Source organism: Saccharicrinis sp. 156, from assembly GCF_050589685.1.
Taxonomy (GTDB): Bacteria; Bacteroidota; Bacteroidia; order Bacteroidales; family Marinilabiliaceae; genus Saccharicrinis.
Map to the genome: position 1 here is coordinate 128,443 of NZ_JBNGOS010000004.1, position 24,292 is coordinate 152,734.

Sequence of the window (24,292 nt, forward strand, 5' to 3'; positions counted from 1 at the left end):
AACAAGACACTCCACTGCTTCACTTCAGCTCACCATAACGATGCTCCCGAAAGTAATCGGGACAAGTTATGCCTCGTTTCAGTAAAGCCTTGTTTTATTGCACTTTCAATGTTCACGACGAAGTTCTAATGCATAATCCGGGTTAAAATTAAACTGCCATATAAATACTTGCACATCGGAACTGGTTCCGTTTTAAAGGAATTAAAGCAATATGGTTCATGCATGATGATATTTAGTTATTTAAACGCCTAATGATTGATCGATTATGTTTAGTTTAGCACTTTATTGAGGACTCTTGACACGCATGTGCATCCCTTATATTACAAAGTATTCCGATATTATATGTATTAAAATAACATGGACGGCCAATATCGAATAGATAGGCATAAAAGACTGTTGGAGGAAAAAACAAAGCTTGTTAAGCGAACCGTGTTTGCGAGTGTTTTGTTCGGTTTATTTATTCTTGTCAACGTATTAAGGCCATATTCACAGGGCTTAAAGGAGAAGAAAAAAATCGAAGTTGAGATACAGGAATATGAAGATCAGATAAAGGAAGTTGAGGCCTCAAATTTAACGTTGGAAAAATTAAATATTGTACTTGATAATATTCAAAAACTGGTAAAAGAAAGACCCTGGAATTCAGAAACCCGGAAGCTAATATTGAAATATCGCGAGATGAACCGAATAGGAAGTGTAAGCCGGTCGCAATATCAGGATAAAGCGGACTCCACCATTATTGCTATATCCACCTTGGTAAGCGAAACAGTAACCAAACCCATACAAGATTTTGTTACTGATTCTTTTGTAGGAAATAAATTTTTAAGCGATAAATTACATAGGGAGCTTGAAACGTTGCCTTCAGTTGTGAATACCTGGAAAACGGAGAATATTGGCAAATATTGGTACGGTACAATTCATTCGAAAGAAGCACATGTTGAAACATTATCCCAAACGCTTGGCGACAAGTTGAATAACATATCTTCCATTATTGATGAAGATAAGCCAATACTGGAATCAAAACAGAAAGAGCTGGTTCGGCGTTTAGAAGAAATTACAAGCAAAGCTGACTATTCTGAACTGAAACAAAGCCTGGAAGACCTTCGGGCTAAAATGGATGAGATACTTCCCCAATGGTTTAAAGGTATGATATCGGTAGAACAAATGGTTTATTTATATCCGTTTATCATCATACTATTGGCAAGCTATGTACTTTATACGGCAATTGGCCTTTCTTCGCATTTTAACATTCTAGCTAAGGAACTCAACTTTTATAAGAATAGTACCAAAGATCCCAGCTACACTTCCTTGTGGACTTTAACATATCGGGGAAAACTCTCGACTTTAATGACTGTATGTGTTTATCTCTTGTTTTTATTGGTTTCATGGTATTTTTTTGAATCGGGTATTGTCATACTATTCAAATTTATATCCATCGAAGATAATAGCCTTATCAATGCCGAAACGATAAAAGTCCTTTCTTTAATAAGTAGGGCACTGCTATTGTGTTTTATCCTGTATTGTCTGGTCAAACCATATAAAAAAAGAAAGAATCCCAATTAGGCTTTGCAGGTTCATTTTTGAGGCATAAAAGGATTCGTGTTTTGTAATTTATTATAGAATATGGTCTACATCTGCAGGGGAACCTACTCAGCAAGAACTACAAAATTATAAAAACCAGATAATGGACAGCATTCTTTTTCTTTTACTCTTCTAATTGTATTGCTATGGTTACTTACGTTTATAAAGTCTTATGTGTATTGTTGCTTTTATGTGCTTTTAGCAATTGCAAAGTAACAAAAATCCCTCATGCCAAGCAGTTTGATGCTTCCGACTATATCTTTAAAGGTGAAGTCGTGCAGACAAAAAAATCGAACTTGCCTGTTGTGCCGGATGACCAGAACACTCACATTGTAAAAGTGAACGATATTATTCTTGCCTCAAGCGGGCACGAAAGTTTTAAAGGGGAAAATATTACCGTTGTTGCCGCTGACGATAAAATACCGACTTTAAAAGAAGGGGCAGGTTATGTTTTCTATACACATACCTGGCTTTTTGGTAGCACCTTGGCCGTAAGGGCAAACCATGTAGAACCCATGACGGATAAACCGGATGGAATAAAGGACGAATTACCGCTTTACCGCGACAGTGTTAAAAAAGTAAACTTGCAGAAACGGCTTAAAAGTTCAGGGTTGGTAATGTTTGGTCGGGTATCAAAGATTAACGAAGCCGACGTACAACGACCATCTAAGGAATCTGAGCATTCTCCAATATGGAACATTGCTATTGTTGAGGTTGAAAATATTTTAAAAGGCAATACAGAAGGCAATCAAGTTCAAGTATATTTTTCGGCCAGCGATGATGTGAGATGGGTTAATGCGCCCAAGTTAAAAGAAGAACAAAAAGCCATTTATCTACTTAAAAGAACTGACAGTTTCATGGGTATCAAGAATGCCTATGTTCTTATTGACCCTCAGGATGTTCTGCCTGAATCAGAACTGAATCTGGTAAAAAAACTACTGAAAAAATAACTACCTAAATCTAACAATCATGAAACGACCAAGTTTGGATATATTTAAAATACAGAACCAATCCCACGACGGTTTGGGTAGGATGGTTAAGAACATGCGGGTTCCATTGGTTACAGCTAAAATTAAAAAGATGAAACCAAAGATATTTATTTTGCTTTTTTTGTTTATTTCTTTAGTAGCCGGTGCTCAAACCATTCGGGTAGTAAATATGGTTCCCAATGCGCTAAGCAACGAAAGCAGTCAGGATAGCGAACCTAATATTGGGATTAATCCCAACAACCCCCTACAAATTATTGGCACGGCTTTCACCAGTAATCCCACCGGGGTAAATAATACCGCACCGATTTATATTTCACAAGATGGAGGAAACACATGGGTGTTGAACAATATTGTTCCCAGTTTAAACGGCAACACAGGTGACATAACTGTTGGCTTGAGTAGAAATAACATCCTTTATGCCGGTATTCTGACCGGCGGGTATTTTAATCCGGCCAGTCCCAATGAAACGCAAATGCAGATGTTCAGATCCAACAATTATCTGGCTCCTGCCGTGATGAATCAATTAATGGTCCGTATCCGTGAAGACCAACCTTACGTAGAGGTAATTACACCTCTCGGTGGGGCCCAGCGCAACAACGATCATGTTTATGTTGGGCACAACGATTTTAACGCGGCCAGTAACCGTACGGCCTCGCTCGAACAGTCGCTGAACGCCGCCACGGCCCCTGCGCCTGCAAATCTAAACACCATACGGCTGGAAGTGCGAAATCCTTTTGGTCAGGACGGGCCACCTATACGCACGGCAGCGCATCCCAATGGAACCGTATATGCCATTTTTTACATGCGTACAAATTCCGTCGGATCCACTCGTACGGGTAATGTTGTGGTTGTGAGAGACGACAACTGGGGACAGGGAACCCCATCGTACAATAATTTAACAGACCCCGGAGATGGCTTGGCTGGGATACGGGTTGCAACCGGGATCAACTGGACATGGAGCGGCCCACGAATGGGACAGGAAAGAATAGGTGACAGGGCCAGCATAGCTGTAGATCCCAGAAACAGCCAAACAGTATATATTGCCTATGTGGATCTCGCTCCCGGCGCCGCGGCGGGTTCAACCCGTCTGCACGTCAGGAGATCTACCAATGGAGGAGCAAATTGGTCCGCTGATTTGTTGACAATTAACAATGTGATATGTCCCCAGTTGGCCGTGAACATCAGGGGCGACGTGGGCATTCTGTACCAGCAACTAACCGGAGTCGCCCCTAACCAGCAATGGACAACACTTTTTAGACAATCGAATAATGGAGGAGCCAATTGGAACAACAATACCCTTTCCCAGGCACCTTCAAACACCCCCGTACGCGCATTTAGTCCTTATCTGGGCGACTATGCCGGATTAAAATCGGTAGGCAAGGATTTTTATGGTGTTTTTTCGGCCAACAACACGCCCAACAATGCCAACTTCCCCAATGGGGTAACGTACCAGCGAAATGCAAATTTTACTACCAATAACCTCCGGAACCTCGCCAATACGGCCAATGTGAACGTGTCTATCGACCCGTTCTTTTTCGAGGTGCAACAGATTCCGGACAACCGGGATTTCTACGTGCGCGACTGGACTACCAATGCAACAACGTTGGACATCGGTTTGGAGCCATCCACCAATCCGGTTTTTTACGCAACTAGCGACGTGTGGAACAGACGATTGAATGCAGCAGGCGGGTTTAATACCAACGACCAGCCGCAGAGCCTCGATCCTCAGATTTCTACTCTGGGAAATAATTTTGCCTTTGCCCGGGTTCACAGGAAAGGAACCGGGACTGCCGAAACGGTTACATTGCATTTCTTAAAATCGGAGCTGGGTACCGGCAGCAATTATGTGAATGCCAATACTACTGCCAACCCAACTTTAAGCTTCGCTTCCGGCGAACTGGTAAAAACAATGACTTCGGGTTACGAGTGGACTTTGACCAATTCGGGTTCAACACACACTTGCCTGGCAGTTGAAACCAATACTACAAACGACCCTGTGGTTACACCTACCTTGCTCGGTCGGGCTCCAGGATGGCCCAATACCGATTTATCTGTTTTATACGACAACAATAAGGGGCAACGCAACATGGGAGTCTATTCAACAGGCACATCTCCCGAGGGTGGTTTCATTACCTATTATGCCATCCTGCATAATGCAGCTACGTATGTAAGGGATTTTATCTTGCAGTATGAAATAAACAATCCATTTGCCAGACATTTCAAACGACCAAAGTTTGAATTTCCGGGAATTGAACAGGGAGTTGAAGTAGGTAATGACAGGGTTGTCATCTCAAAAATGAAACCCGGCGAAAACCGTTGGATAGGGATTACCGTTCCGGCCTCGGTAAACTTAGGCGATCAGATGGCTGCCATAAACTTTACAGAGGTGGTGGACAATATAGCCGTTAATGGCTTTGCTATTGCCGTTGTATCGGGTCCGGACAAGGAAGCGATTTTCGACAATTACCGACTTCATGCGGAAGTGTTTTTCAGGATGGGTCATTTATTTGAGTTAAATGATGCACTCGAAGAAAGCGAAAAAACCATTGAAGATTTGATCAAACCCGGTGCCAACCCAAACAAATACCTGGCTTATATCAAAGACCATAAAGAGCTTATCCAAAAGCTGACCAGAGTGGTTTTGGACAAAAATGGCGGTATAGATCCATTGGGTGTTAAACTTGCTTTTACGGAGCTTGTGAATAGTGTTTCTAGCGGTGATCCGGCTAAATTAATGATTGCACATGCAGGTTATAATCATAAGATGGATGCATTTTTAACCTACCTCGACAAAAAAAATGGTGACGTGGCCGACATTTTGCAGAACATGTATTGGCAGCTAGAATTATATAAGTCCATAAAAGTGCTCAAGGAAATGGATGGTTCAAAAGAGCTGATCAAACAATCTGATAAGTTTTATCAGGCATTTAATACAAATCAGGCTAATTATAGAGATTACAGTGAACTGATCAATAATTTGATGGATGTTTACAGAAAAACAGCTGAGGTTGTTGAACCATTCCGTATTAACCTGACCAAAGAGTTGAGGGCAATGAATAGCTCGCTGAGAAACCCTCAACATCTTCAAAAAGCCCATTACGATTTATTGATAAAGCTAAATAGCTTGCGGAAGTAATACCATTTTGACTATGGATTGAGCATCAAGGAAGTCAAATTAGTGCTGGTTATAAGGCAGGATATGAAAGTGAAAATTCCTTTGATAGTGTTAGCAAATAGTTTCAATGCGCCATAAAACAAATGGTTATGTAAAAAGAAGAAATAAAAAAGCGCTTAGGTTAACAAAAGGTACTTGTGGATCTAAGGGATTGTATTGTCCGCTCTTCCAGACGGTTGTATTTGCCCGAAAAGGTCGATTATACCGATGCGGTGATCCCTGTTGAGAATCAGGGATCGGAGGGCAGTTGAGTGGGAATTGCCTGCGGGGCAATGAAACAATGGCAGGAAACAAAAGATTGAGATTGTTCCATCAACTTATCTTCATGGTTTATTTATGAAAAGCCAAAAAGATAGGTAGTTTCCCTGATATTGAAGATGGCACGGATATCAGGAGTGCCATGAAAAATCTTCTGAACGATGGTGTTTGTGCGGAGGCGCGTTGTTCTTATGAATCGCAGGTACCAGCCACTCCGTGCGAGCATATCGAGAGCGATGCCGTCAATTATAAAATAAACTCATATTCGGCTATACCGGAAATGCGTACGAAGAGGTAGTTGTTGAAAGCGCGGAAACAGGAGATTATGATGTAATAGACCGGCCGTTTAAGGTAGTGGGGAATGCCAGCTTAAAGCACACTTGGAATAGACACAACCGTCGGATTTTATTCATTACTGGCGAAGAAGCGGGATAAAATACAATTGTAAAATTAAAATAGAAAGGAGTTGAACATGTTCAAAATAAACGAAACCGGTCCGGAATTCAGAAACAAAGAGGTTCGCTTCAGAATTTACCTTCCTAACATAGATAAAAGCAATGGTTTCTCGGTTAAGGTTTATCTTATTGATAAACAAGGCCAGTTCGACGCTGATAAACCGGCTCAGCAACATAATCTGACACCTTCGCCAGGTGGCTATGTTGCGGATGAAGAATGGGGAGACTATAATAAAACACTTTGGATGAGCAATTGGATTCAATTGGTTCCGGGAACATGGCTTTATAGGTTCGAAATTTCAGGCCCGTCAAAAGAAAACGGGAATGAGGTGCGAAGCTTGTTTTTTGGGGATCCGTGTGCCAGGGAAACAGATGCAGGTGTGTTTTCAGTATTTCGTATCGATGATCAATACATCTTTTTTTGGGAAGATGAAGACTATAAAGTGCCTCCAACCAATGATTTGATAATATACGAATTGAACGTTGCCGAATTTGCGGGGGATTTTAACGGAGTTGCTCAAAAGATTCCATATTTAAAAAGCTTGGGGGTAAATGCCATTGAGCTGTTGCCGGTTAGCAGTATTGCCGAACCGTATCGGTGGGGGTATATCCCAGTCTTTTACTTTGCCCCCGAAGAACGTTACGGAGGGCCGACAGGTTTAAAACACTTGGTCAATGAGTGTCATAAACATGGCATTGCAGTCATATTGGATGTGGTTTATGCGCATGCCGATCGAATGTTTCCTTATCAAATTGGGTACGAACGTTTTTTCCACCTTTGGAAAGACGACCATTATAGCGATGCTGATGGCATTCACCGTTCGCCCAATCCAATGGTGAGCAAATATGCCAATTTTGCCAGGAAAAATGATTGGCGTATGAAGTCGACAAAAGAGTTTTTCAACACCGTGAATCAGTTCTGGCTCGATGAATATCATGTGGACGGTTTCAGGTACGATCATGTAAATGGATTCCTGGACAGAAAACCGCTTGAAAGAGACAATCGTATTGACTGGTACAGTCAGGAAAACCGGCCAACATTTAAATCCCTTCGTTCTCTTACCATCTCAACGTACAACCAGAGCAAAAACTATCAGCGGTTTCTGTCGGAAGCAGATGGATCATCAAATATTATTCAAATATCCGAAGATCTTACTCAGAGTGCCTATCAGCTCTCTCCCGTTTCGGATAGCGCCATCAACGGGAATTGGGAAAAAGGATTGTTCGGTGTTGTAAGCAACATGGCAACTTATAATTATCTGTCCGAAGATCTATGTTCCGAACTGTTGCTTTCTGACCAACGATTTGACAAGGCAGGATATAAATCCCAAAAAGCTGTGGGCAACGATACCATCCAGTCGCATGTCATTCAGTATATCGAATCGCACGATGACAGCCGACTGTTATATTTAATCGAACATGGACATGAGGTAAAAGACAGTGGTTTTGATTTTCAACACGGTTTGGACGAACTGCGTTGGTGGAAACTACAGCCCTATGCTATTGCCCTGATGACGGGGGTAGGAATTCCAATGCTTTGGGCCGGTCAGGAATTCGCGGAAAACTATGGTATGGCGCATATGGATATGACCAGGATAAGAGGCTACCGGCCGCTTCACTGGGATTATTTTTATAACGTATCGGCTTTACCATCTACTGATACAGTGCTTCCCCTAACTACCCTTTACCGGCATCTTGGTAAGTTGAGAAATGATTACCCATCGCTCAAGGGAACCCGCGAATATGCCAAACAAGAATATTGCAGTACCTCAGATCAGGTCATTGTTTACAGACGTTGGAACAACCAGGAAGTGATTCTTGTGGTACTGAATTTTTCGGATCATGAACAATATGCACCGGTACCTTTTGGACTCACTGGAAGATGGACAGATATCTTGGACAGCAGCTATAAGGGCAGTCAGGCATTTGCACAAGATATAAAAGATCCTACTTCCCTGGAATGGATTAGTATCCCCGGTAATTTCGGAAGGGTGATGTGTTTGAGATTTTAATAATTAAGGATTTTAGGAGGACAATTCATGGCTGACAAAAAAGACAGGTTTGTCGTTTTCGGCAGACTGTTCGCTTGGGAAGGTGAAAAGGGCGTCGCCGCTTTTACAGTTGAGGCCTTGGGCATAGACCTGTTGTTTGCATAACCTTCGAAAGGGATCCTGCAGTATGTCCTTGATCGTTATATGAGAATTGGGTGCGCCGATATTTAAAAATTGTGGCATGGGATTATTTCTCATGCCACTGTTAGTATTGTCAAACCAAATACCGAGCTCTTATTCGCTTGACAATCTGCATCTATTGTCTTAAATTAAGACAAACAACTCTTCTATTGCTCGTTATATAAATAATAAACATCACATAAATAATGATAAAAGGAATAAGCCATGAAAAAATTGGGGTTGATTTTGATTGTACTTTGCTCATTTCAGGGACTGTATTCCCAACAGCTTTCTGTTGATTCACTGCAAAAACGTATTGAAACATTGGAGAGTGCATTGCAAAAGGAACATTATACATATATTCCCATTCAGGATTTCGACCAAAAACTAAGAAATTCGGTTAAAGATGAAATACAGACCTGGGTGGACAGCCGGCGAATGGCGATACTGACTCTTTGGGGCATACTGAGTTTTTTGTTAGGCTTCCTATTAAAATATTTTTTTACCGAAAACTATCGGAAAAAGATGGAAGCCAGAATCAACGAGGAAACCAGGGAGGTCAAAGAAAGAAGTCGTTTGTTTATAAAAGAAATAACAGATAAGCTAAGTGATCATGTAAATGAAATTAACCAAAAATATACAATATTAACCGAGAGTTTTTCCCATAAAGAAAATAATATCGACAATAGAATTGGAGAGGTTCGGGCTCTGGTTATCAATATGAAGGAATTACAGGATGCCTATGTGACTGACACCAATAAATATATCGAAAACAAAATTAATTCCACTTTGAGTTTTATATGGGACGATATCGTTGATGATAATATCAGGAAAGCCAAAGAGCGGAATTATGTTGGTGATGATTTAATCGACTCCTTAAATAAATTGTTGGAGAACGATGAAATACAGGTAAGCGACAATAAGAAAATAGAATTGATAGATTGTATTATACGTTGCTATTACTACAAGAAAGAGATAAAAGGAAGCTTTGGAGATAAGATGATCAGTATTGTTGAAAAGTACGAAAAATCTTTGAACCTGAAACCGGAAACTTTTGCAAATATAGCTATTAATGCCTGTAATTATTACGAATTTTATGGAACTTCAAAGTTCAGGGAAGCTACAGAACTATATTGTAACAAATCAATAAATATGTTGCCGGATTATGGTATCGCCTACACCGTATTACTAGAGTTGTTTATGATTGATTTTAAGAAATCCAAAAACAAGAAAGAATCAGAACAATCAATAGAAAATATTCGTAACACATTTATTAGCATAGGCAACAATAAGTCCGACATTCTTCCTCTTGAAATTTTGGAAAGGGCAAAGGCTGACCATCTCACCTATTTAAAACAATATATCGACGACTTGTTTGTAAGTTATGCTGCAGACTTCAATATAATTAGGGAGCGGGCGCTTCAGTATTTAGTGAAAAATTATGAGTCAACGCTCAAGAAAGAGAAGGATAAGCTATTGTTAAAATATATATTGGATTATGGAATTAATACCAATAACGTTATTATAGATGGAAAATGGGAATTGAAGGAGTATTCAAAAGCAGGAATACGTGAGGAGGTAACGATTGAAACAATTGAAATCAAGGACTTTGAATTTAAAGTTCAGAAAGAAACCAGCATTGATAACGGGTTAATTTACTTTTTAACAGCAACTGATCCTTTGGAAGTAAACTTGTACTTTCTAAATCAATTTAGAACAGTTAAAGGAATCTATAAATTACAAGATGACAGGTTGTTTTTATGTCTTGATTTAAATGGTGGACGACCTAATACTTTTACATCAACCAGTGAAAATGGTTTTGTCTGTAAAACGTATAAAAGAGCAGTTGATATTTTATAAAACGTCTAAATCAAGGATTGGTCATGAGCATGAATAGATTGAAAGTGAGCGTTTGTCAAGTAATGAGGAGAAATATAGCTTCAGCTATGGTATTTCTGACATAAAATACGGAACTTATATCACATGAAACGATCGTGAATTTTAGCTTTCTAAAACATACCTTAGTGAATAGCCTGTCACGAACTTGATAAGGGAATTAAAATTCATCGAGCATGCCATATGGAAAATGAAGTCAAACTTAGAGTATATGAAATACGATTGATTGTAAAAACATTTTGAAACTTTAGTCAATATTAAAATCGTTGTTATGGGATTATTAAAGAAGATTGGAGATTTTTTTGCTGGTGCAGGAGGTAACATTATTGATACTATTGGGGATACTGTTGATCGGTTTATTACCAATCCTGATGAGCGCAATGCTTTAAAACTGGAAATAAAAAGGCTGGACGAGGAACACAGGCAAAACCAACGTAGGTTTTTGTTAGAGATGGAAGAGCTGACCCAAAAAAGGGAAAGCGAGATAGAAGAAACCATTAGGACAGAACTGGATGCCCAAAAAGAAATAATTGTTGCCGAGCTCAAACAAGATGATAAATATACCAAACGAGCCAGGCCTACCGTGGTGTATGTCGGTTTGTTTTTTATTTTATTAGAGGTTTTCGGATTAAGACATTTGATTTTAAACAGCTTGGATTTAGGTAACAATGCACTTGAGATTATTGAAAGCTCCGATTCCATTTTTAAGGTATTCTTAGCAGCTTGGGCCGGCGTTGTAGGGGTATATGCTGTTGGACGTTCGGTTGAAAAACGAGGAACCCGTGTTGCTTGGACATCCGGTGATACAGGGCCCAATTCGGGAAATATCGCTAAGGCCAAGGAGCAAGAATTAATAAATAAGGTTAAAACCAAGTTGAAAGATATAAAATGGTAAGGATTGTATTACACTGTTCGGATTCCGCATTTGGCAATGCAGCCCTAATTGCCAAATGGCATAGTCTTCCTGCTAAAGAAGTTGTCCAAAACGGAAAGAAATACAAGGGAAGGGGATGGAGTGGAATCGGATATCATTATGTGATACTGAATGGGTGGCTGGCTTCCAATATCTTTCATCCTAAATTTGATGGATATGTGGAAACCGGCCGTCCGTTAGATGATGATTTGGTTGTGTTGGGAAAGGAAGTAGGCGCACATGTTAAAGGTTATAACTCTAATTCGGTGGGTATATGTTTGATAGGTAAGTCCGGTCAGTTTACAGAAGCACAGATGAATACCTCGCTTCGGTTAATATATGATTTGGAATTACAGTTTCATGATATCGATATCCTCCAGCATAGCAATCTGGATCAGAATAAACCGCACTGTGCAGGATTAGATTTAACCTTATGGCGAAATAACTACGAAAAGTATAAATCAATAGTAGGTTAGGTTATATTTTTTGACTTTCGTGAGGATCCGTGATCCGTGAATACGGAACATTTGTAGATGGTTTATGATAAAACAAAAAAGACCTGCAAAATCAATTTGCAGGTCTTTGTGGGCGATGAGGGAGTCGAACCCCCGACCCCTTGGGTGTAAACCAAGTGCTCTGAACCAACTGAGCTAATCGCCCGAAATTTCTTCGTGCTTTTTTATTTTTGGGTGGGCGATGAGGGAGTCGAACCCCCGACCCCTTGGGTGTAAACCAAGTGCTCTGAACCAACTGAGCTAATCGCCCCAATGTTTTAATTTATCTAGATCAAACTCTAACTGTCCCGTCTAAAACAGGAATCTCTGAATGACCTATTCGCCCGATAAAAGATTTGCCTTTTATCTTGAAAAACCAACAGATTATCTTCATAATGTGTTGTCCTTGTTTTTAAAAGCGATGCAAATATAGATGTCTTTTTTGTATCTGCAAAATTTTTTTTGAAATCATACCACTTCGGCAACAACAAAGGTGCTTCCTCCAATGAAAACCAAATCATTAGGGGTTGAAATTTTTATTGCATTATTTAAAGCTTCTGAAACGGAATTGTAATTTTCGCCAAGTAAACCTATTTTTTCAGCCTCCTTCTTTAGAATTTTGGCATCTAATCCTCGCGGAATATTAGGCTTGGCAAAATAATACCGTGCGTCTTTGGGTAAAAGAGGAAGTATCTTACTAAAGTCTTTATCATTTACCATTCCCCAGACAATATGCAACGATTTATATGGTGTTTGAGAAATCTGTTTAACTAATTCGTTTACACCTTCCGCGTTGTGGCCGGTATCGCAGATAATTGTAGGGTTAGCCCCGAGCACTTGCCATCTTCCCATAAGACCTGTGTTTTGCACAGTCTTATTTAAGCCACTGTATATGTGATCCGACTGTATGCGAAAACCTCCTTCAATTAAAATATCAATAGTTTTTAATACAGTTTTAATATTCTTTTGTTGATACATGCCCAATAAATCCAATTTTAGATCGGTATATTGTAATGTGTTGTTTTTATAAACCTGTAAAATTTGAGTGGCATCAATACCATTCATGGCTACCGGGATATCGTACTCTGAATCGGCAAAATAAATAGGAGCATCGGTTTTTTGGGCAACCTTTTTGAAAATTGTTTGGGTCCTACTATCGGTTTCTCCAATAATCACAGGAATCTTTGTTTTGATAACACCTGCCTTTTCAATGGCAATTTTTTCAATACTATCTCCTAACAAAGCAACATGATCAAGCCCAATATTTGTAATGACGGAACATACCGGTGTTACAATATTGGTTGAGTCCAACCTGCCTCCCAGCCCAACTTCAATAATTGCAACATCAACATTCTTCTGTTGGAAATAGAGAAATGCCATGGCTACCGTCATTTCAAAGAATGATGGTTTAAGCTCCTGAATAAATGATCGATGTCTTTCAACAAAATCGATAACATCTTGTTCCGATATGCAAGTCCCATTAATCTTAATTCTTTCCCTAAAGTCTTTTAAATGAGGAGATGTATACAGGCCAACCTTATAGCCTGCTTCTTGCAGAACGGAAGCCAAGCAGTGTGATACAGACCCCTTTCCGTTGGTTCCGGCAATGTGTATTGTTTTATAGCTGTTATGTGGATGTTTAAAATAGTCGTCTAATTTATACGTATTATTCAGATTGGCTTTATAAGCAACCTTTCCCGTACGCTGATACATTGGTAATTGCGAAAACAGGAAATCCAATACCTCGGCATATAACATCTTAGCTCAATTTTAATTTTATAATATTAATCAAATAACACCATGTTTTTTATTTAAAAATAAATATATTTAAAAAACGTTCAACTTTTTAAAACCGCTGAATATGCCCAAAAAACGAAAAGTTTTTATTCTGGATACAAATGTGGTGCTTCACGACCACAAATGTATATACAACTTTGAGAATAATGACGTAATCCTACCAATTGTTGTGCTGGAGGAGCTCGACAAGTTTAAAAAGGGTAACGATCAAATTAATTATCAGGCCCGGGAGTTTGTGCGCGACCTGAATAAAATTTCCGGCGAGAAACTTTTTAAGGAAGGTATTGTGCTAGGGCCCAAGCAAGGAAAGCTTTTTATTGCTACCGGAAAACCCTTCACCCAAGCCATGCAGGATTCTTTCTTCGAAAAATCCCCGGATCACAGGATCCTGGCAATCGCATTGTATGTGGAGGAAAAATTCAAAACAAGGGAGGTTATCTTAGTTACCAAGGACATTAATCTTAGGATGAAAGCCAAATCTTTAGGTTTAAACAGCGAAGATTATACCACAGATAAGGTTAAAGATATTGATGTTCTTGACAAGGGAGTTCAAATCAATGATGACTTCGATCCCAAGGTAATAGAATTACTGTATACTTCGGATGGAGTATCTCAAGAAGAATTCCCAATTCAGAAATTACCGGCGAACCAGTACTTTGTATTAAGAAATGCCAGCAAAAGTGTGCTGGCAACCTTCGATCCTTTTACAAACTTAATTAAGCGAGTTGAAAAACAGGGTGCGTTTGGAATTGAGCCAAGAAATGCTGAGCAAACCTTTTCGTTAAATGCCTTGATGAACCAGGATATACAATTGGTTTCGTTAACCGGGAAAGCAGGTACCGGTAAAACATTGCTGGCTTTGGCGGCAGCGCTGCAGCAAAACAAAAGTTTTAAGCAGATATTACTGGCACGCCCCATTGTTCCTTTGTCCAACCGAGACCTGGGATTCCTGCCTGGAGATGTGAACGACAAGATAGGCCCGTACATGCAACCATTGTTCGATAACTTGAGCGTAATAAAGCATTGTCATAGCCCTAAGAGCCGCGAAAATTTGTTGATTGAGGAGATGCAGCGCGACGAGCAATTGCTGATTACCCCATTGGCGTATATTAGAGGGCGAAGTTTATCCGACGTTTACTTTATTGTAGATGAAGCTCAAAATCTAACGCCGCACGAGGTAAAAACCATCATTACCCGCGCAGGCGCAGGCACAAAGATTATTTTTACTGGAGATATTGAGCAGATTGACACACCTTATTTAGATAAAACATCCAATGGATTGGCATTTCTAACGGAAAAAATGAAAGGTCAGGATGTTTTTGCCCACGTAAATTTGGTAAAAGGTGAACGAAGCTATTTAGCGGAATTGGCCAGTGATTTGTTATAAAAGACAAGTAAATTCTATGAAAAGGGTCGGAATTATATTCCGACCCTTTTTTATCCTCAAAACTGAGCAATTAATTATTAAGTTCTTTTCGTTATCTTTGTGCACTTTTTTGAGATTTCGAAAAAGGATCAGCCCGGATGTGTTATTAAATATAGGAGAAAGAGTTAAGATGATTGATAAGTCGTTGTTTTTAGAGAAGAAGGTTGCTTTTCACACGTTAGGGTGCAAGTTGAATTTTAGTGAGACGTCGACCATAGCAAGGGCATTGACCGACGAAGGATTTGTTAAGGTTAAATATGACGATTTTGCGGACGTGTATGTGATTAATACCTGTTCGGTAACGGAGATTGCAGATAAAAAGTGTCGTCAGGCCATAAAAAAAGCCATAAGGCAAAATCCAAATGCTTTTGTGGTTGTTACGGGATGTTTTGCTCAACTTAAACCATTAACGATTGCAGAGATGGATGGCGTTGATCTGGTATTGGGTTCCAACGAGAAATTTAAAATGACCGATTACCTAGGAGACTTGCAGAAGAAAGCTTCCGGCGAAGTGCATGCGGGTAAGATAATGACCAACAAAGAGTTTTTTCCATCCTATTCAATGGGGGACAGAACCAGAACTTTCCTAAAAGTTCAGGATGGCTGCGATTATTTTTGTTCGTACTGCACGATTCCTTTGGCCCGGGGAAAAAGCAGGAATGCAGACGTCAGGACAACTGTGGAGTTGGCCAAAAAAGCCGTTTCGGAAGGCGCAAAGGAAATAATTTTGACCGGAGTTAATATCGGAGATTTTGGGAAAAGCACCAATGAAAATTTCTTTCAGCTGATTCAGGAGTTGGATAAGATAGAAGAAATCCAGCGATTTAGAATTTCGAGTATTGAGCCTAATCTGTTAACGGATGAAATCATTGAATTTGTAGCGAGGTCAAATAAATTTATGCCTCATTTTCATATTCCTTTGCAATCCGGGTCTAACAAGGTGTTGGCACTCATGAAGCGCAAATATAATCGCGAGCTCTTCGCCCATAGGGTAGATAAAATCAAATCTTTGCTTCCGCATGCATTTATTGGGGTTGATGTGATTGTTGGTGTTCGAGGCGAAACAGATGTGCATTTTAACCAGGCCTTGGAATTTATTCATGGATTGGATATTTCGCAATTACATGTTTTTACCTATTCGGAGAGACCCAATACTAAAGCTTTGACGATTGATCATGTAGTACCCGTATCCGAAAGAAAAATAAGAAGTCAGGTGTTGCATCAGATATCAGATAAAAAAACACGTCATTTTTACAGTCAATTTGTAGGTCAACGGGCTAACGTATTGCTTGAAGGAAGCGAAAACGAAGGTATAATGAACGGGTTCACCGAAAATTATTTGAAAGTTAAACTTCCTTATGATGCCGCGTTAAAAAACACGGTCAGAAAAGTGAGGCTAAAATCATTTGTACCTGAAGAAATGGTGTTTGATGCAGAATTAATCGATTGATTTCTTAGATTTGCGTGTAAATATAACAAACCATGGATTTAGCAAGTATATGCCAGTTAGTTATTGCGCTCGTGAAAAATACGGGGCAATACATAAGAGAGGAATCGGCAAAAAGTAAACAAATAGAAGTAAAAGGGAAAAACGACTTTGTTACACATATCGATAAGGCATCGGAACAGAGGTTAGTGGCAGGATTGTCGAAACTTTTACCCGAAGCGGGTTTTGTGGCCGAGGAAGGTACCTCTAACAAAAAAGGGGAACGATTTAATTGGATCGTAGACCCCATCGACGGAACTACGAACTTCATTCATGGTTTATCACCGCATGCCATTAGCGTAGCCCTTGAAGACGGGGAGGAGATAGTGCTCGGCGTAATTTACGAATTGGGCTTGGACGAGTGTTTCTATACCTGGAAGGGCGCCCCGGCATACCTGAATGGAAAAAAAATCTCAGTGTCGCAGGCGTCTAAAGTTGAAGATAGTTTGCTGGCTACAGGCTTTCCGTATTCCGATTATAGCAAGATGAATGGTTTTATGGAATCGTTGGACTATTTTATGAAAAACTCGCACGGATTAAGAAGGCTGGGTTCTGCAGCAACCGATATGGCTTACGTAGCTTGCGGCAGGTTCGAAGGATTTTACGAGTATGGTTTAAAACCATACGATGTGGCAGCAGGTGTTATTTTAGTGAAAAACGCCGGTGGTAGCAATTGTGATTTTTCAGGTGGAGATGATTATGTTTACGGACAAGAAATCGTTTCGAGCAATGCTTTAATTTTTAATGAGTTTAAAGGAATCATTAAGGAATTAATGACTTCTAACAATAAAAAATAACAATGGGCGTAAAAATTGGCCTTCTTTTTATAAAACTAATTGGACACCTGCCTTTCCGGGTTCTCTTTATTATTTCTGATTGCTTTTATTTATTGGTTAGGTTATCGGGGTACAGGAAAAACGTGGTTATGACCAACTTGCGGAATTCTTTTCCTGAAAAATCGGAAGAGGAGTTAAAGCTTATCGCTAAAAAGTTTTTTCATCACCTTTGCGATTTGTTCTTTGAGACGTTTAAGCTGGTGAGTATCACCGAAGCGCAGATAAGAGAAAGGGTGCAGGTTGAGAATATGGAGTTGTTGGATAAGTATTACGATGAAGGTAAGGATGTGGTAGCTGTGTTGGGACACTATGGAAATTGGGAGTGGATCCCGTCCATTAACCTCTTTATAAAAGCACAAGGATGTGAGATCTATCATATTTTAAAAAGCAAGGCATATGATAAATTTATGCTAGACTTACGATCGAAATGGGGTACTTTAAATTTCACGATGAAAACTTCGTACCGATCAATTTACAAGTTAAAGATGATGAACAAGCGATTTGTTATTGGGGTGATTTCAGATCAAACGCCGGCGAAAAGCAAGATTCAATATTATTCTGAGTTTCTAAACCAAGATACACCGATTCATCTTGGCGCGGAAAAAATGGCCGTTAAATTAAATAGTCCAGTCGTTTTTCTGCGGTTCGATAAATTAAAACGTGGGTATTACAAGCTTACCGTGGAGCCCTTAGTGGAAAATCCTCAGGAAACCGAAGAATATGAGATAACAAATTTGCATACAAAGTACCTGGAAAATATTATTAAGGAAAAACCTGAATTTTGGCTTTGGTCGCACAAAAGATGGAAGCATAAAAGAGAAGACGTATTTAAATTAGCATGACCAAAGTAGCAGTTGTAATATTAAATTGGAATGGAGAAAAACTTTTAAATGAATTTCTTCCGGCAGTAATTAAAAACTCGAAAGTTGATGGTGTAGAGGTTATTGTGGCGGATAATGCCTCAACTGATGCATCCATTCAAATATTAAATAACAAATTCCCTTCCGTTAAAATCATTCAATTAGACAAAAATTACGGATTTACAGGCGGATATAACAGAGCATTAAAACAGGTTGAATCAGATTACATTGTTTTGCTGAATTCAGACATTGCTCCCGGGAAAGACTGGCTTCCGCCATTGATTAAAGAGATGGAAGGAAATCCGCGGACGGCCATTTGTGTGCCCAAAATAAAAAGCTATCACCAACCTACTCATTTTGAATATGCAGGAGCTGCTGGTGGTTATATCGATAAATATGGTTTTCCCTTTTGTAAAGGCCGTATTTTTAATCAGATCGAGGAGGATAAGGGACAATATGATCAATCATCATCGGTATTTTGGGCAAGTGGTGCAGCTATGATGATACGCTCAAAGTTATATTTTGAAACGGGAGGTTTAGATGAGGATTTTTTTGCGCATATGGAAGAAATTGATCTTTGCTGGCGTTTGAAAAACAGGGGATGGGATGTTAAATACATTGCCAATAGTGAAGTGTTTCACCTTGGGGGTGCCACGCTCGATTATAAAAATCCGAGAAAGGTTTATCTAAATTTCCGTAATAACCTGTTTGTACTCACTAAAAATATTGCCAGGCATAAATTGCTGTATAAGTTGTCCCAAAGGATGGTGTTAGATGGTGTTGCGGCAATCAAATTCTTGGCTTCCAAAGAGTTTGTTAATTTTTGGTCTGTGATAAGAGCACACCTGAGTTTTTACGCATTCTTCGGGAAAATGTACAAGAAAAGGATTTATAATCTAAAACATGTCACCCTTAGTCATCATCCTGAAATATATTCTCATTCAATAGTTTTTCAGTTCTTTATTAAAAATAAAACAAAATATAATGAGTTGGATGATATAAAGTTCTAAATCATCGGAATGGATTCATCAATGTTATTTCTTTCTTTTTCGTTCTCATCCATAACATATTTGCTACATTTTGGTTTGATATCCGATGGTTAATCCTACAAAAATGTAGTGCTTAACATGGGCTGACTCACCATATTCTTTTCTTTACTATCTCCATAAGTATCATATTAAGTGGTTAATAGATAATCACAGGATTCTTCTGCCTGTTATATCTGGCACGTTATCTGAAATGGGTATATCGACGTTATTCCAATTTAGAATAACGGAAGGTTGGATTGGGTTAAGAACCTAATACCATTGGTATAAAATTATGCCGAACGATATTTAAAGCTGCCGAACGGGAGTAGCCGGGTTATGCGGCATGTTAAAAACAAATCGGTAAATCAAGGCTGAACCGGATGAAGAATTTTTTTAATGGTAACATCGTTTATTTAATCAACAGGAGATTGTGCATATGTCAATTTGCTGGCATAAAGGTGTTTGTCTTTTTGTTTATGTTTTCTGGTTGGTTGTTTTCGCAAAATACGAATCCCCAAAAAGAAAAATTAAACCCTTTATTGTGGCAGGAATTTGAAGGAGACAGATACTTCAAGCCCTTTGTTATTCTCGAAGCTTGGGTTACATATAGTATGAACGAAAGGACAGTTGAAAATCAATATGCCGATCGTGTTGACATCTCATTACGGAGGATACGGTTTGGAGGAATCGGGTCGCCTTATCCATGGCTTCGTTATTGTTTACAACTTAGTATGGACCGACTGGGCGAAGATTCTTTCGCTTCAACCAAAGGCTCATATCAGGGATTGGATGTTTGGAATGCTTTTGTCACCGCTAAACTGTCAAAGAAAAGTGACTTGTTGAATCTACATTTGGGTTATTTCTGGCCGCAAATAAGCAGGGAGTATAGCACGGTTGCATGGTCGCAAGGTTCATTTGACAGAACTAGAGCCAACTGGTATTTGCGCAGGTTTATGACAGGCAAGGGAAATGGCATCGAAACTGGTATTGCGTTGGGGGGATTGAAAAATTATAACGGGTTTGGATTTTCGTACAGGATTGGGACTTTTGAACCGAAGGCTTATTCCGGTTTTGAATATAGCAGCAGACTCTACACAGGACATGTGCTTTTTACTTTTGGCCAGCCTGAACAAAACGCCTATAAATACAGGCTTTCAGGAAATAGTTGGCGCAGCAGAAAAGGTGTCTCTTTGGGGGTAGGCGCGTCCTCTCAAACGAATGGTGCACTTAATGATTCTGTATATTTTGATTCATCAAATTCATTTGGAACAGATATTTTAGTTAGTTACACGGGTTTCAGATTGGACGCAGAGTATTTTAGGTTTTATCGCAGCGCAAGCGGTTTTGATGACTTTAATGGAACTGAATGGCATGTCAGGTTAGGATATAGTTTTGTGGCCGGAAATAAATATTTTGAACCCGTAATTACCTACGATAAGTTTGAAGGTTGGGGCGCTAAGTCGGTTTACAAATATATAGGTGACGATTACACAGTGGATGTTGGCGTTAATTGGTATCTGAATAAAGAGAAGCTTAAATTATCGGCACACTATCTGGTTCAAAGCGGCAGTGTTTCGCCAAATACCGGTGATTATTTTGGGTTAGGATGCCAATTGAAACTATAACATCATTAGTGTTTTTTTATGTCCATATAACACGTTTGGCAGAAAACATATATGTAAGAACGATAATATTTACATCAATATCTTTTCCAATTAATTTTAGCGTATATGAAAAACAAATATTCAAAATGTCAATCAATCATATCGGGAACTTTTATTCTTTTATTGTTTCTTGCGTCATGTGATTTTTCTAATCCTAAAGTTTCGGGTACTGAAGCGGGAAAAGATGTTTTAATGATTTTTGCAGGCGCAAGCTTAACGGATGTGCTTACGGAAATTATTGATTCGTTCGAAATCAATAATGATGTAAGGGTTCAAACCAACTTTGCATCCAGTGGCACGCTGGCCCGCCAAATACAACAGGTTGGAGCACCGGATGTATACATCTCAGCCAGTAAAAAATGGGCAGATTATGTGGATAGCTTAGGGATGGTTCAACCGGATTATAAAACAGTAGTTGCCTCCAATCAACTTGTATTTATTGCGCCCCTTAAAAGCAATTTGAAAATTGCCGCCATAGAAAGTTCGTTTGATATAGTTCAAGCGCTAGGCTCAGGACGATTGTCGATTGGAGACCCTTCTCATGTTCCGGCGGGGAAATACGCGGAACAGGCGCTTACGCATTACGGATGGTATCACCAGGTGAAAAAACAATCAATTCCGGCTAAAGATGTTCGATCTGCGCTCATGTTTGTGGAGCTTGGGGAAGCACCTCTTGGCATTGTGTACAAAACGGATGCGCTTAAGTCCAAAAAGGTAAAAATATTGGGTACTTTTCCTGAAACATCACATGAGCCTATCTTGTTTATCGCTTCCGTTTGTAAAAATAATCCTAGGGCAAAAGATTTCTATGCATTTCTGAATTCGGCCGTGTCCAAGCAAGTATGGAACAAACACGGTTTCAAAAATTAGTATTATGAATGAACTATTCGGTTTAAATGGTGCAGAACTTGAAGCTGTTGTTTTATCAATTAAAGTGGCGGTTTATTGTTCCTTAATATCTTTACCCATAGCGCTGATGCTGGGCTACATTATGGCACGCCGTAAATTCTGGGGTAAATCGATAATAGAGAGTGTCATTCATCTCCCGTTGGTTATGCCTCCGGTAACAACCGGATATTTGCTGTTGCTAATTTTGGGTTCAAATGGAATAATTGGTGAATGGATATACAAATCATTTAATATTAAATTGGCCTTTACACTGCGGGCTACAGTTATAGCTTCCATATTTGTGTCTTTCCCGCTAATTGTTCGCTCTATTCGAACTGCCATTGAAATGGTTGATCCAGGCCTGGAAGAGGCTTCGAGGATTTTAGGTGCCGGAAAGATTAAAACATTTTTTCGTATCACGGTTCCATTGGCCTTGCCCGGAATTATTTCCGGAACCATACTTTGTTTTGCCCGCTCATTGGGTGAATTTGGAGCTACCATTACGTTTGCCGGAAATATACAAGGCGAAACACAAACCCTTCCCTTGGCTATTTATTCCTACATGCAGGTGCCGGGCGGCGAGGGCGCTACTTTCCGTCTTGTTTTGGTGTCTGTATGTATTGCTTTGGTGGCCATGATAATGTCGGAATGGATGATTAAACGAATGAAGAAAGCGAATGGATAATTCAAATTACGCCTAAGATGATTCATATAGATATAAAGCTAAAAAGAAAAGATTTTAATATTGATGTAAACCAGGTTTTTGATGATGGTATTACCGGGATTTTCGGCGCCAGTGGTTCCGGGAAAACTTCCATTCTTAATTCCATTTCGGGCCTTGTTGGACCTGATGAGGGTCGGATCACCATCGGCAAAAAAACAATTTATGATTCATCTAAAAAAATCAATCAACCTGTGGACCGAAGAAATATTGGCTACGTATTTCAGGAAGGGCGTCTTTTTCCGCATATGACGGTTGAAAAAAATATCCGCTACGGGGAAAAAAGGTTCGGAAGTAAGCGTTTGAGTTTTGATGAGGTGGTTGACCTGCTTAAAATAAGACATTTACTGAATAGTAAACCTGCAAAAATATCGGGAGGGGAAAGGCAGCGGACGGCATTGGCACGTACATTACTTTCCTGTCCGAGTATATTACTGTTGGATGAACCGTTTTCCGCTTTAGATACACATATCCGAAGTGAAATTATTCCTTTTTTACTTAAAATTCATCAAACCGTAAATATTCCCATCCTTGTTGTCAGTCATGATATCACAGATTTACTTAAGCTCAGTCATCGCCTTTTTCTGGTGAAGGAGGGGAAGTGTATTGGGCACGATGATTATCATCAACTGATTAAGAAACCTGAATTAAACCATGTATTTGGACCCAATAGTTTGTTGAATTCGGTAAATATGTGTGTGGCAGATGTGGACCACGACCTAGGGCTGACTACGCTTGCCAGTATCAATTTAAAGGAAGAAGTGAAGGTGTACTGTGTTAAAAGCAAGGAAAAATATCAGTTGGGTGAGGTAATTAAGGTCTTTATTAACGCCGACGATATCGCTTTGTCAAAAGTATACAATAAAGATATTTCAGTCCATAATCAACTTAAAGGTACCGTTACGGATATTATTGAACGCAACAATTTTAAGTTGTGTATTGTAAATGTTGGGTTTCCTTTGATTGTGGAAGTGACCGCGGACTCTATGAAAAAGTTAGCCATTTCAAAAGGGAGTTCTATTTGGTGCCTGTTTAAATCAGTAGCGATAGATGTAATTGGATAGGCAATTCGTTACAAAATAAATCACTCGTGTTAAGTCAGGTATGGAATTTCGGGTAAGTTGCCATTATTATTGAAATTTTAAATAGGAGAAAAAGTAAGTATCCAGCTAGCTAGCGGGACGTGAGCCTTTTTATCGTGAAGAAAAAATCAATAATAACAAGACGTGGCCCGTAAGGCTATGCATGACTGGACACTGGTTAGTATTCGGTTAAAAAATCAACCTAAACCGGAAAGCAATGAAAAATAAATACTTAAACCAATGGAGCTAATAATAAAAGGTGCATTTGCCATTGAAACGGGCGACGGTTTTACCATTCACCCCAGAGTGATTGAGTTATTGAAAGAGGTGGAGCGTTCAAAATCGCTGAACTCTGCGGTGAAAACTTTGGGTATGTCATATTCCCATGCCTGGAGTTTAATTTATAAAACCAATTGCAAGTTAGAGTCTCCGTTGTTGATTACCAAACGGGGAGGCAATGGAGGAGGAATTGCAGAATTAACCCACAGTGGGCAAACGTTGTTGGACCATTATAAAAAACTGGAAGCAGATTTCAACAATTTTATTGGGGATCACATGATTGAGCTGTGATTAAA

At 39.4% G+C, this 24,292-nt stretch carries 19 protein-coding genes and 2 tRNA genes; 18 read left to right on the forward strand and 3 right to left on the reverse strand.

Annotated elements, in window-relative coordinates:
* Positions 1-357 precede the first annotated feature (357 nt).
* The 8 genes from ACRD64_RS03290 (at position 358) to ACRD64_RS03325 (ending at position 11,911) form a co-directional block, all read left to right on the forward strand.
* Positions 358-1,560 carry a hypothetical protein gene (locus ACRD64_RS03290; RefSeq protein ID WP_430931736.1) on the forward strand — a complete coding sequence of 401 codons (1,203 nt, stop codon included), beginning with the start codon at positions 358-360 and terminating at the stop codon, positions 1,558-1,560.
* A 164-nt stretch (positions 1,561-1,724) separates the two neighbouring features.
* Positions 1,725-2,528, forward strand: a complete 804-nt coding sequence (locus tag ACRD64_RS03295; RefSeq protein WP_430931737.1) for a hypothetical protein — start codon at positions 1,725-1,727, stop codon at positions 2,526-2,528.
* Between the two features lie 19 nt (positions 2,529-2,547).
* Positions 2,548-5,703 (forward strand): hypothetical protein, encoded by a 3,156-nt coding sequence (locus ACRD64_RS03300; RefSeq protein WP_430931738.1) that lies wholly within the window; start codon positions 2,548-2,550, stop codon positions 5,701-5,703.
* Between the two features lie 439 nt (positions 5,704-6,142).
* Positions 6,143-6,298, forward strand: a complete 156-nt coding sequence (locus ACRD64_RS03305; RefSeq protein WP_430931739.1) for a hypothetical protein — start codon at positions 6,143-6,145, stop codon at positions 6,296-6,298.
* Between the two features lie 174 nt (positions 6,299-6,472).
* Positions 6,473-8,467 carry an alpha-amylase family glycosyl hydrolase gene (locus ACRD64_RS03310; RefSeq protein WP_430931740.1) on the forward strand — a complete coding sequence of 665 codons (1,995 nt, stop codon included), beginning with the start codon at positions 6,473-6,475 and terminating at the stop codon, positions 8,465-8,467.
* A gap of 384 nt (positions 8,468-8,851) precedes the next feature.
* Positions 8,852-10,486: a hypothetical protein gene (locus ACRD64_RS03315; protein ID WP_430931741.1), complete on the forward strand. Its 1,635-nt coding sequence runs from the start codon at positions 8,852-8,854 to the stop codon at positions 10,484-10,486.
* Positions 10,487-10,793: 307 nt separating this feature from the next.
* A complete protein-coding gene (locus tag ACRD64_RS03320; protein WP_430931742.1) occupies positions 10,794-11,417 on the forward strand; it encodes a 3TM-type holin in 624 nt (207 codons plus the stop codon).
* Entirely contained in the window at positions 11,411-11,911 is a 501-nt protein-coding gene (locus ACRD64_RS03325; RefSeq protein WP_430931743.1) for an N-acetylmuramoyl-L-alanine amidase, read from the forward strand. The genes ACRD64_RS03320 and ACRD64_RS03325 overlap by 7 nt, the downstream gene beginning before the upstream one ends.
* A gap of 109 nt (positions 11,912-12,020) precedes the next feature.
* Here ACRD64_RS03325 and ACRD64_RS03330 read toward each other — a convergent pair.
* The 3 genes from ACRD64_RS03330 to ACRD64_RS03340 form a co-directional block, all read right to left on the reverse strand.
* A tRNA-Val gene (locus ACRD64_RS03330) sits at positions 12,021-12,095 on the reverse strand.
* Between the two features lie 30 nt (positions 12,096-12,125).
* Positions 12,126-12,200: transfer RNA gene (locus tag ACRD64_RS03335), tRNA-Val, on the reverse strand.
* A 197-nt stretch (positions 12,201-12,397) separates the two neighbouring features.
* Positions 12,398-13,687, reverse strand: coding sequence for a bifunctional folylpolyglutamate synthase/dihydrofolate synthase (locus tag ACRD64_RS03340; protein ID WP_430931744.1), 1,290 nt, complete (start codon positions 13,685-13,687; stop codon positions 12,398-12,400).
* Between the two features lie 103 nt (positions 13,688-13,790).
* Between ACRD64_RS03340 and ACRD64_RS03345 the strand changes: the two genes are divergently transcribed.
* The 10 genes from ACRD64_RS03345 (at position 13,791) to ACRD64_RS03390 (ending at position 24,287) form a co-directional block, all read left to right on the forward strand.
* Complete coding sequence (locus ACRD64_RS03345) at positions 13,791-15,113, forward strand: PhoH family protein (protein ID WP_430931745.1); 1,323 nt, start codon at positions 13,791-13,793, stop codon at positions 15,111-15,113.
* Positions 15,114-15,252: 139 nt separating this feature from the next.
* Positions 15,253-16,602 (forward strand): tRNA (N(6)-L-threonylcarbamoyladenosine(37)-C(2))-methylthiotransferase MtaB, encoded by a 1,350-nt coding sequence (mtaB, locus tag ACRD64_RS03350; RefSeq protein ID WP_430931746.1) that lies wholly within the window; start codon positions 15,253-15,255, stop codon positions 16,600-16,602.
* 32 nt (positions 16,603-16,634) lie between these two features.
* Positions 16,635-17,435 (forward strand): inositol monophosphatase family protein, encoded by an 801-nt coding sequence (locus ACRD64_RS03355; RefSeq protein ID WP_430931747.1) that lies wholly within the window; start codon positions 16,635-16,637, stop codon positions 17,433-17,435.
* A gap of 2 nt (positions 17,436-17,437) precedes the next feature.
* Positions 17,438-18,316 (forward strand): lysophospholipid acyltransferase family protein, encoded by an 879-nt coding sequence (locus ACRD64_RS03360; protein ID WP_430931748.1) that lies wholly within the window; start codon positions 17,438-17,440, stop codon positions 18,314-18,316.
* Entirely contained in the window at positions 18,313-19,344 is a 1,032-nt protein-coding gene (locus tag ACRD64_RS03365; RefSeq protein ID WP_430931749.1) for a glycosyltransferase family 2 protein, read from the forward strand. Before ACRD64_RS03360 ends, ACRD64_RS03365 begins: the two co-directional genes overlap by 4 nt.
* Positions 19,345-19,742: 398 nt before the next feature.
* Positions 19,743-20,987: a hypothetical protein gene (locus ACRD64_RS03370; protein WP_430931750.1), complete on the forward strand. Its 1,245-nt coding sequence runs from the start codon at positions 19,743-19,745 to the stop codon at positions 20,985-20,987.
* 105 nt (positions 20,988-21,092) lie between these two features.
* Positions 21,093-21,896 (forward strand): molybdate ABC transporter substrate-binding protein, encoded by an 804-nt coding sequence (gene modA / locus ACRD64_RS03375; RefSeq protein WP_430931751.1) that lies wholly within the window; start codon positions 21,093-21,095, stop codon positions 21,894-21,896.
* 4 nt (positions 21,897-21,900) lie between these two features.
* Positions 21,901-22,599 (forward strand): molybdate ABC transporter permease subunit, encoded by a 699-nt coding sequence (gene modB / locus ACRD64_RS03380; RefSeq protein ID WP_430931752.1) that lies wholly within the window; start codon positions 21,901-21,903, stop codon positions 22,597-22,599.
* 17 nt (positions 22,600-22,616) lie between these two features.
* On the forward strand, positions 22,617-23,699 hold the full coding sequence (gene modC / locus ACRD64_RS03385; protein WP_430931753.1) for a molybdenum ABC transporter ATP-binding protein: 1,083 nt from the start codon (positions 22,617-22,619) through the stop codon (positions 23,697-23,699).
* Positions 23,700-23,957: 258 nt separating this feature from the next.
* Positions 23,958-24,287, forward strand: coding sequence for a winged helix-turn-helix domain-containing protein (locus tag ACRD64_RS03390; protein ID WP_430931754.1), 330 nt, complete (start codon positions 23,958-23,960; stop codon positions 24,285-24,287).
* The last annotated feature ends 5 nt before the right edge of the window (positions 24,288-24,292 follow it).

Coding starts and splice junctions, on each gene's coding strand:
- ACRD64_RS03290 (WP_430931736.1), top strand. CDS start 358: ATGGACGGCCAATATCGAATAGATAGGCATAAAAGACTGTTGGAGGAA.
- ACRD64_RS03295 (WP_430931737.1), top strand. CDS start 1,725: ATGGTTACTTACGTTTATAAAGTCTTATGTGTATTGTTGCTTTTATGT.
- ACRD64_RS03300 (WP_430931738.1), top strand. CDS start 2,548: ATGAAACGACCAAGTTTGGATATATTTAAAATACAGAACCAATCCCAC.
- ACRD64_RS03305 (WP_430931739.1), top strand. CDS start 6,143: ATGAAAAATCTTCTGAACGATGGTGTTTGTGCGGAGGCGCGTTGTTCT.
- ACRD64_RS03310 (WP_430931740.1), top strand. CDS start 6,473: ATGTTCAAAATAAACGAAACCGGTCCGGAATTCAGAAACAAAGAGGTT.
- ACRD64_RS03315 (WP_430931741.1), top strand. CDS start 8,852: ATGAAAAAATTGGGGTTGATTTTGATTGTACTTTGCTCATTTCAGGGA.
- ACRD64_RS03320 (WP_430931742.1), top strand. CDS start 10,794: ATGGGATTATTAAAGAAGATTGGAGATTTTTTTGCTGGTGCAGGAGGT.
- ACRD64_RS03325 (WP_430931743.1), top strand. CDS start 11,411: ATGGTAAGGATTGTATTACACTGTTCGGATTCCGCATTTGGCAATGCA.
- ACRD64_RS03340 (WP_430931744.1), bottom strand. CDS start 13,687: ATGTTATATGCCGAGGTATTGGATTTCCTGTTTTCGCAATTACCAATG.
- ACRD64_RS03345 (WP_430931745.1), top strand. CDS start 13,791: ATGCCCAAAAAACGAAAAGTTTTTATTCTGGATACAAATGTGGTGCTT.
- ACRD64_RS03355 (WP_430931747.1), top strand. CDS start 16,635: ATGGATTTAGCAAGTATATGCCAGTTAGTTATTGCGCTCGTGAAAAAT.
- ACRD64_RS03360 (WP_430931748.1), top strand. CDS start 17,438: ATGGGCGTAAAAATTGGCCTTCTTTTTATAAAACTAATTGGACACCTG.
- ACRD64_RS03365 (WP_430931749.1), top strand. CDS start 18,313: ATGACCAAAGTAGCAGTTGTAATATTAAATTGGAATGGAGAAAAACTT.
- ACRD64_RS03370 (WP_430931750.1), top strand. CDS start 19,743: ATGAAGAATTTTTTTAATGGTAACATCGTTTATTTAATCAACAGGAGA.
- modA (WP_430931751.1), top strand. CDS start 21,093: ATGAAAAACAAATATTCAAAATGTCAATCAATCATATCGGGAACTTTT.
- modB (WP_430931752.1), top strand. CDS start 21,901: ATGAATGAACTATTCGGTTTAAATGGTGCAGAACTTGAAGCTGTTGTT.
- modC (WP_430931753.1), top strand. CDS start 22,617: ATGATTCATATAGATATAAAGCTAAAAAGAAAAGATTTTAATATTGAT.
- ACRD64_RS03390 (WP_430931754.1), top strand. CDS start 23,958: ATGGAGCTAATAATAAAAGGTGCATTTGCCATTGAAACGGGCGACGGT.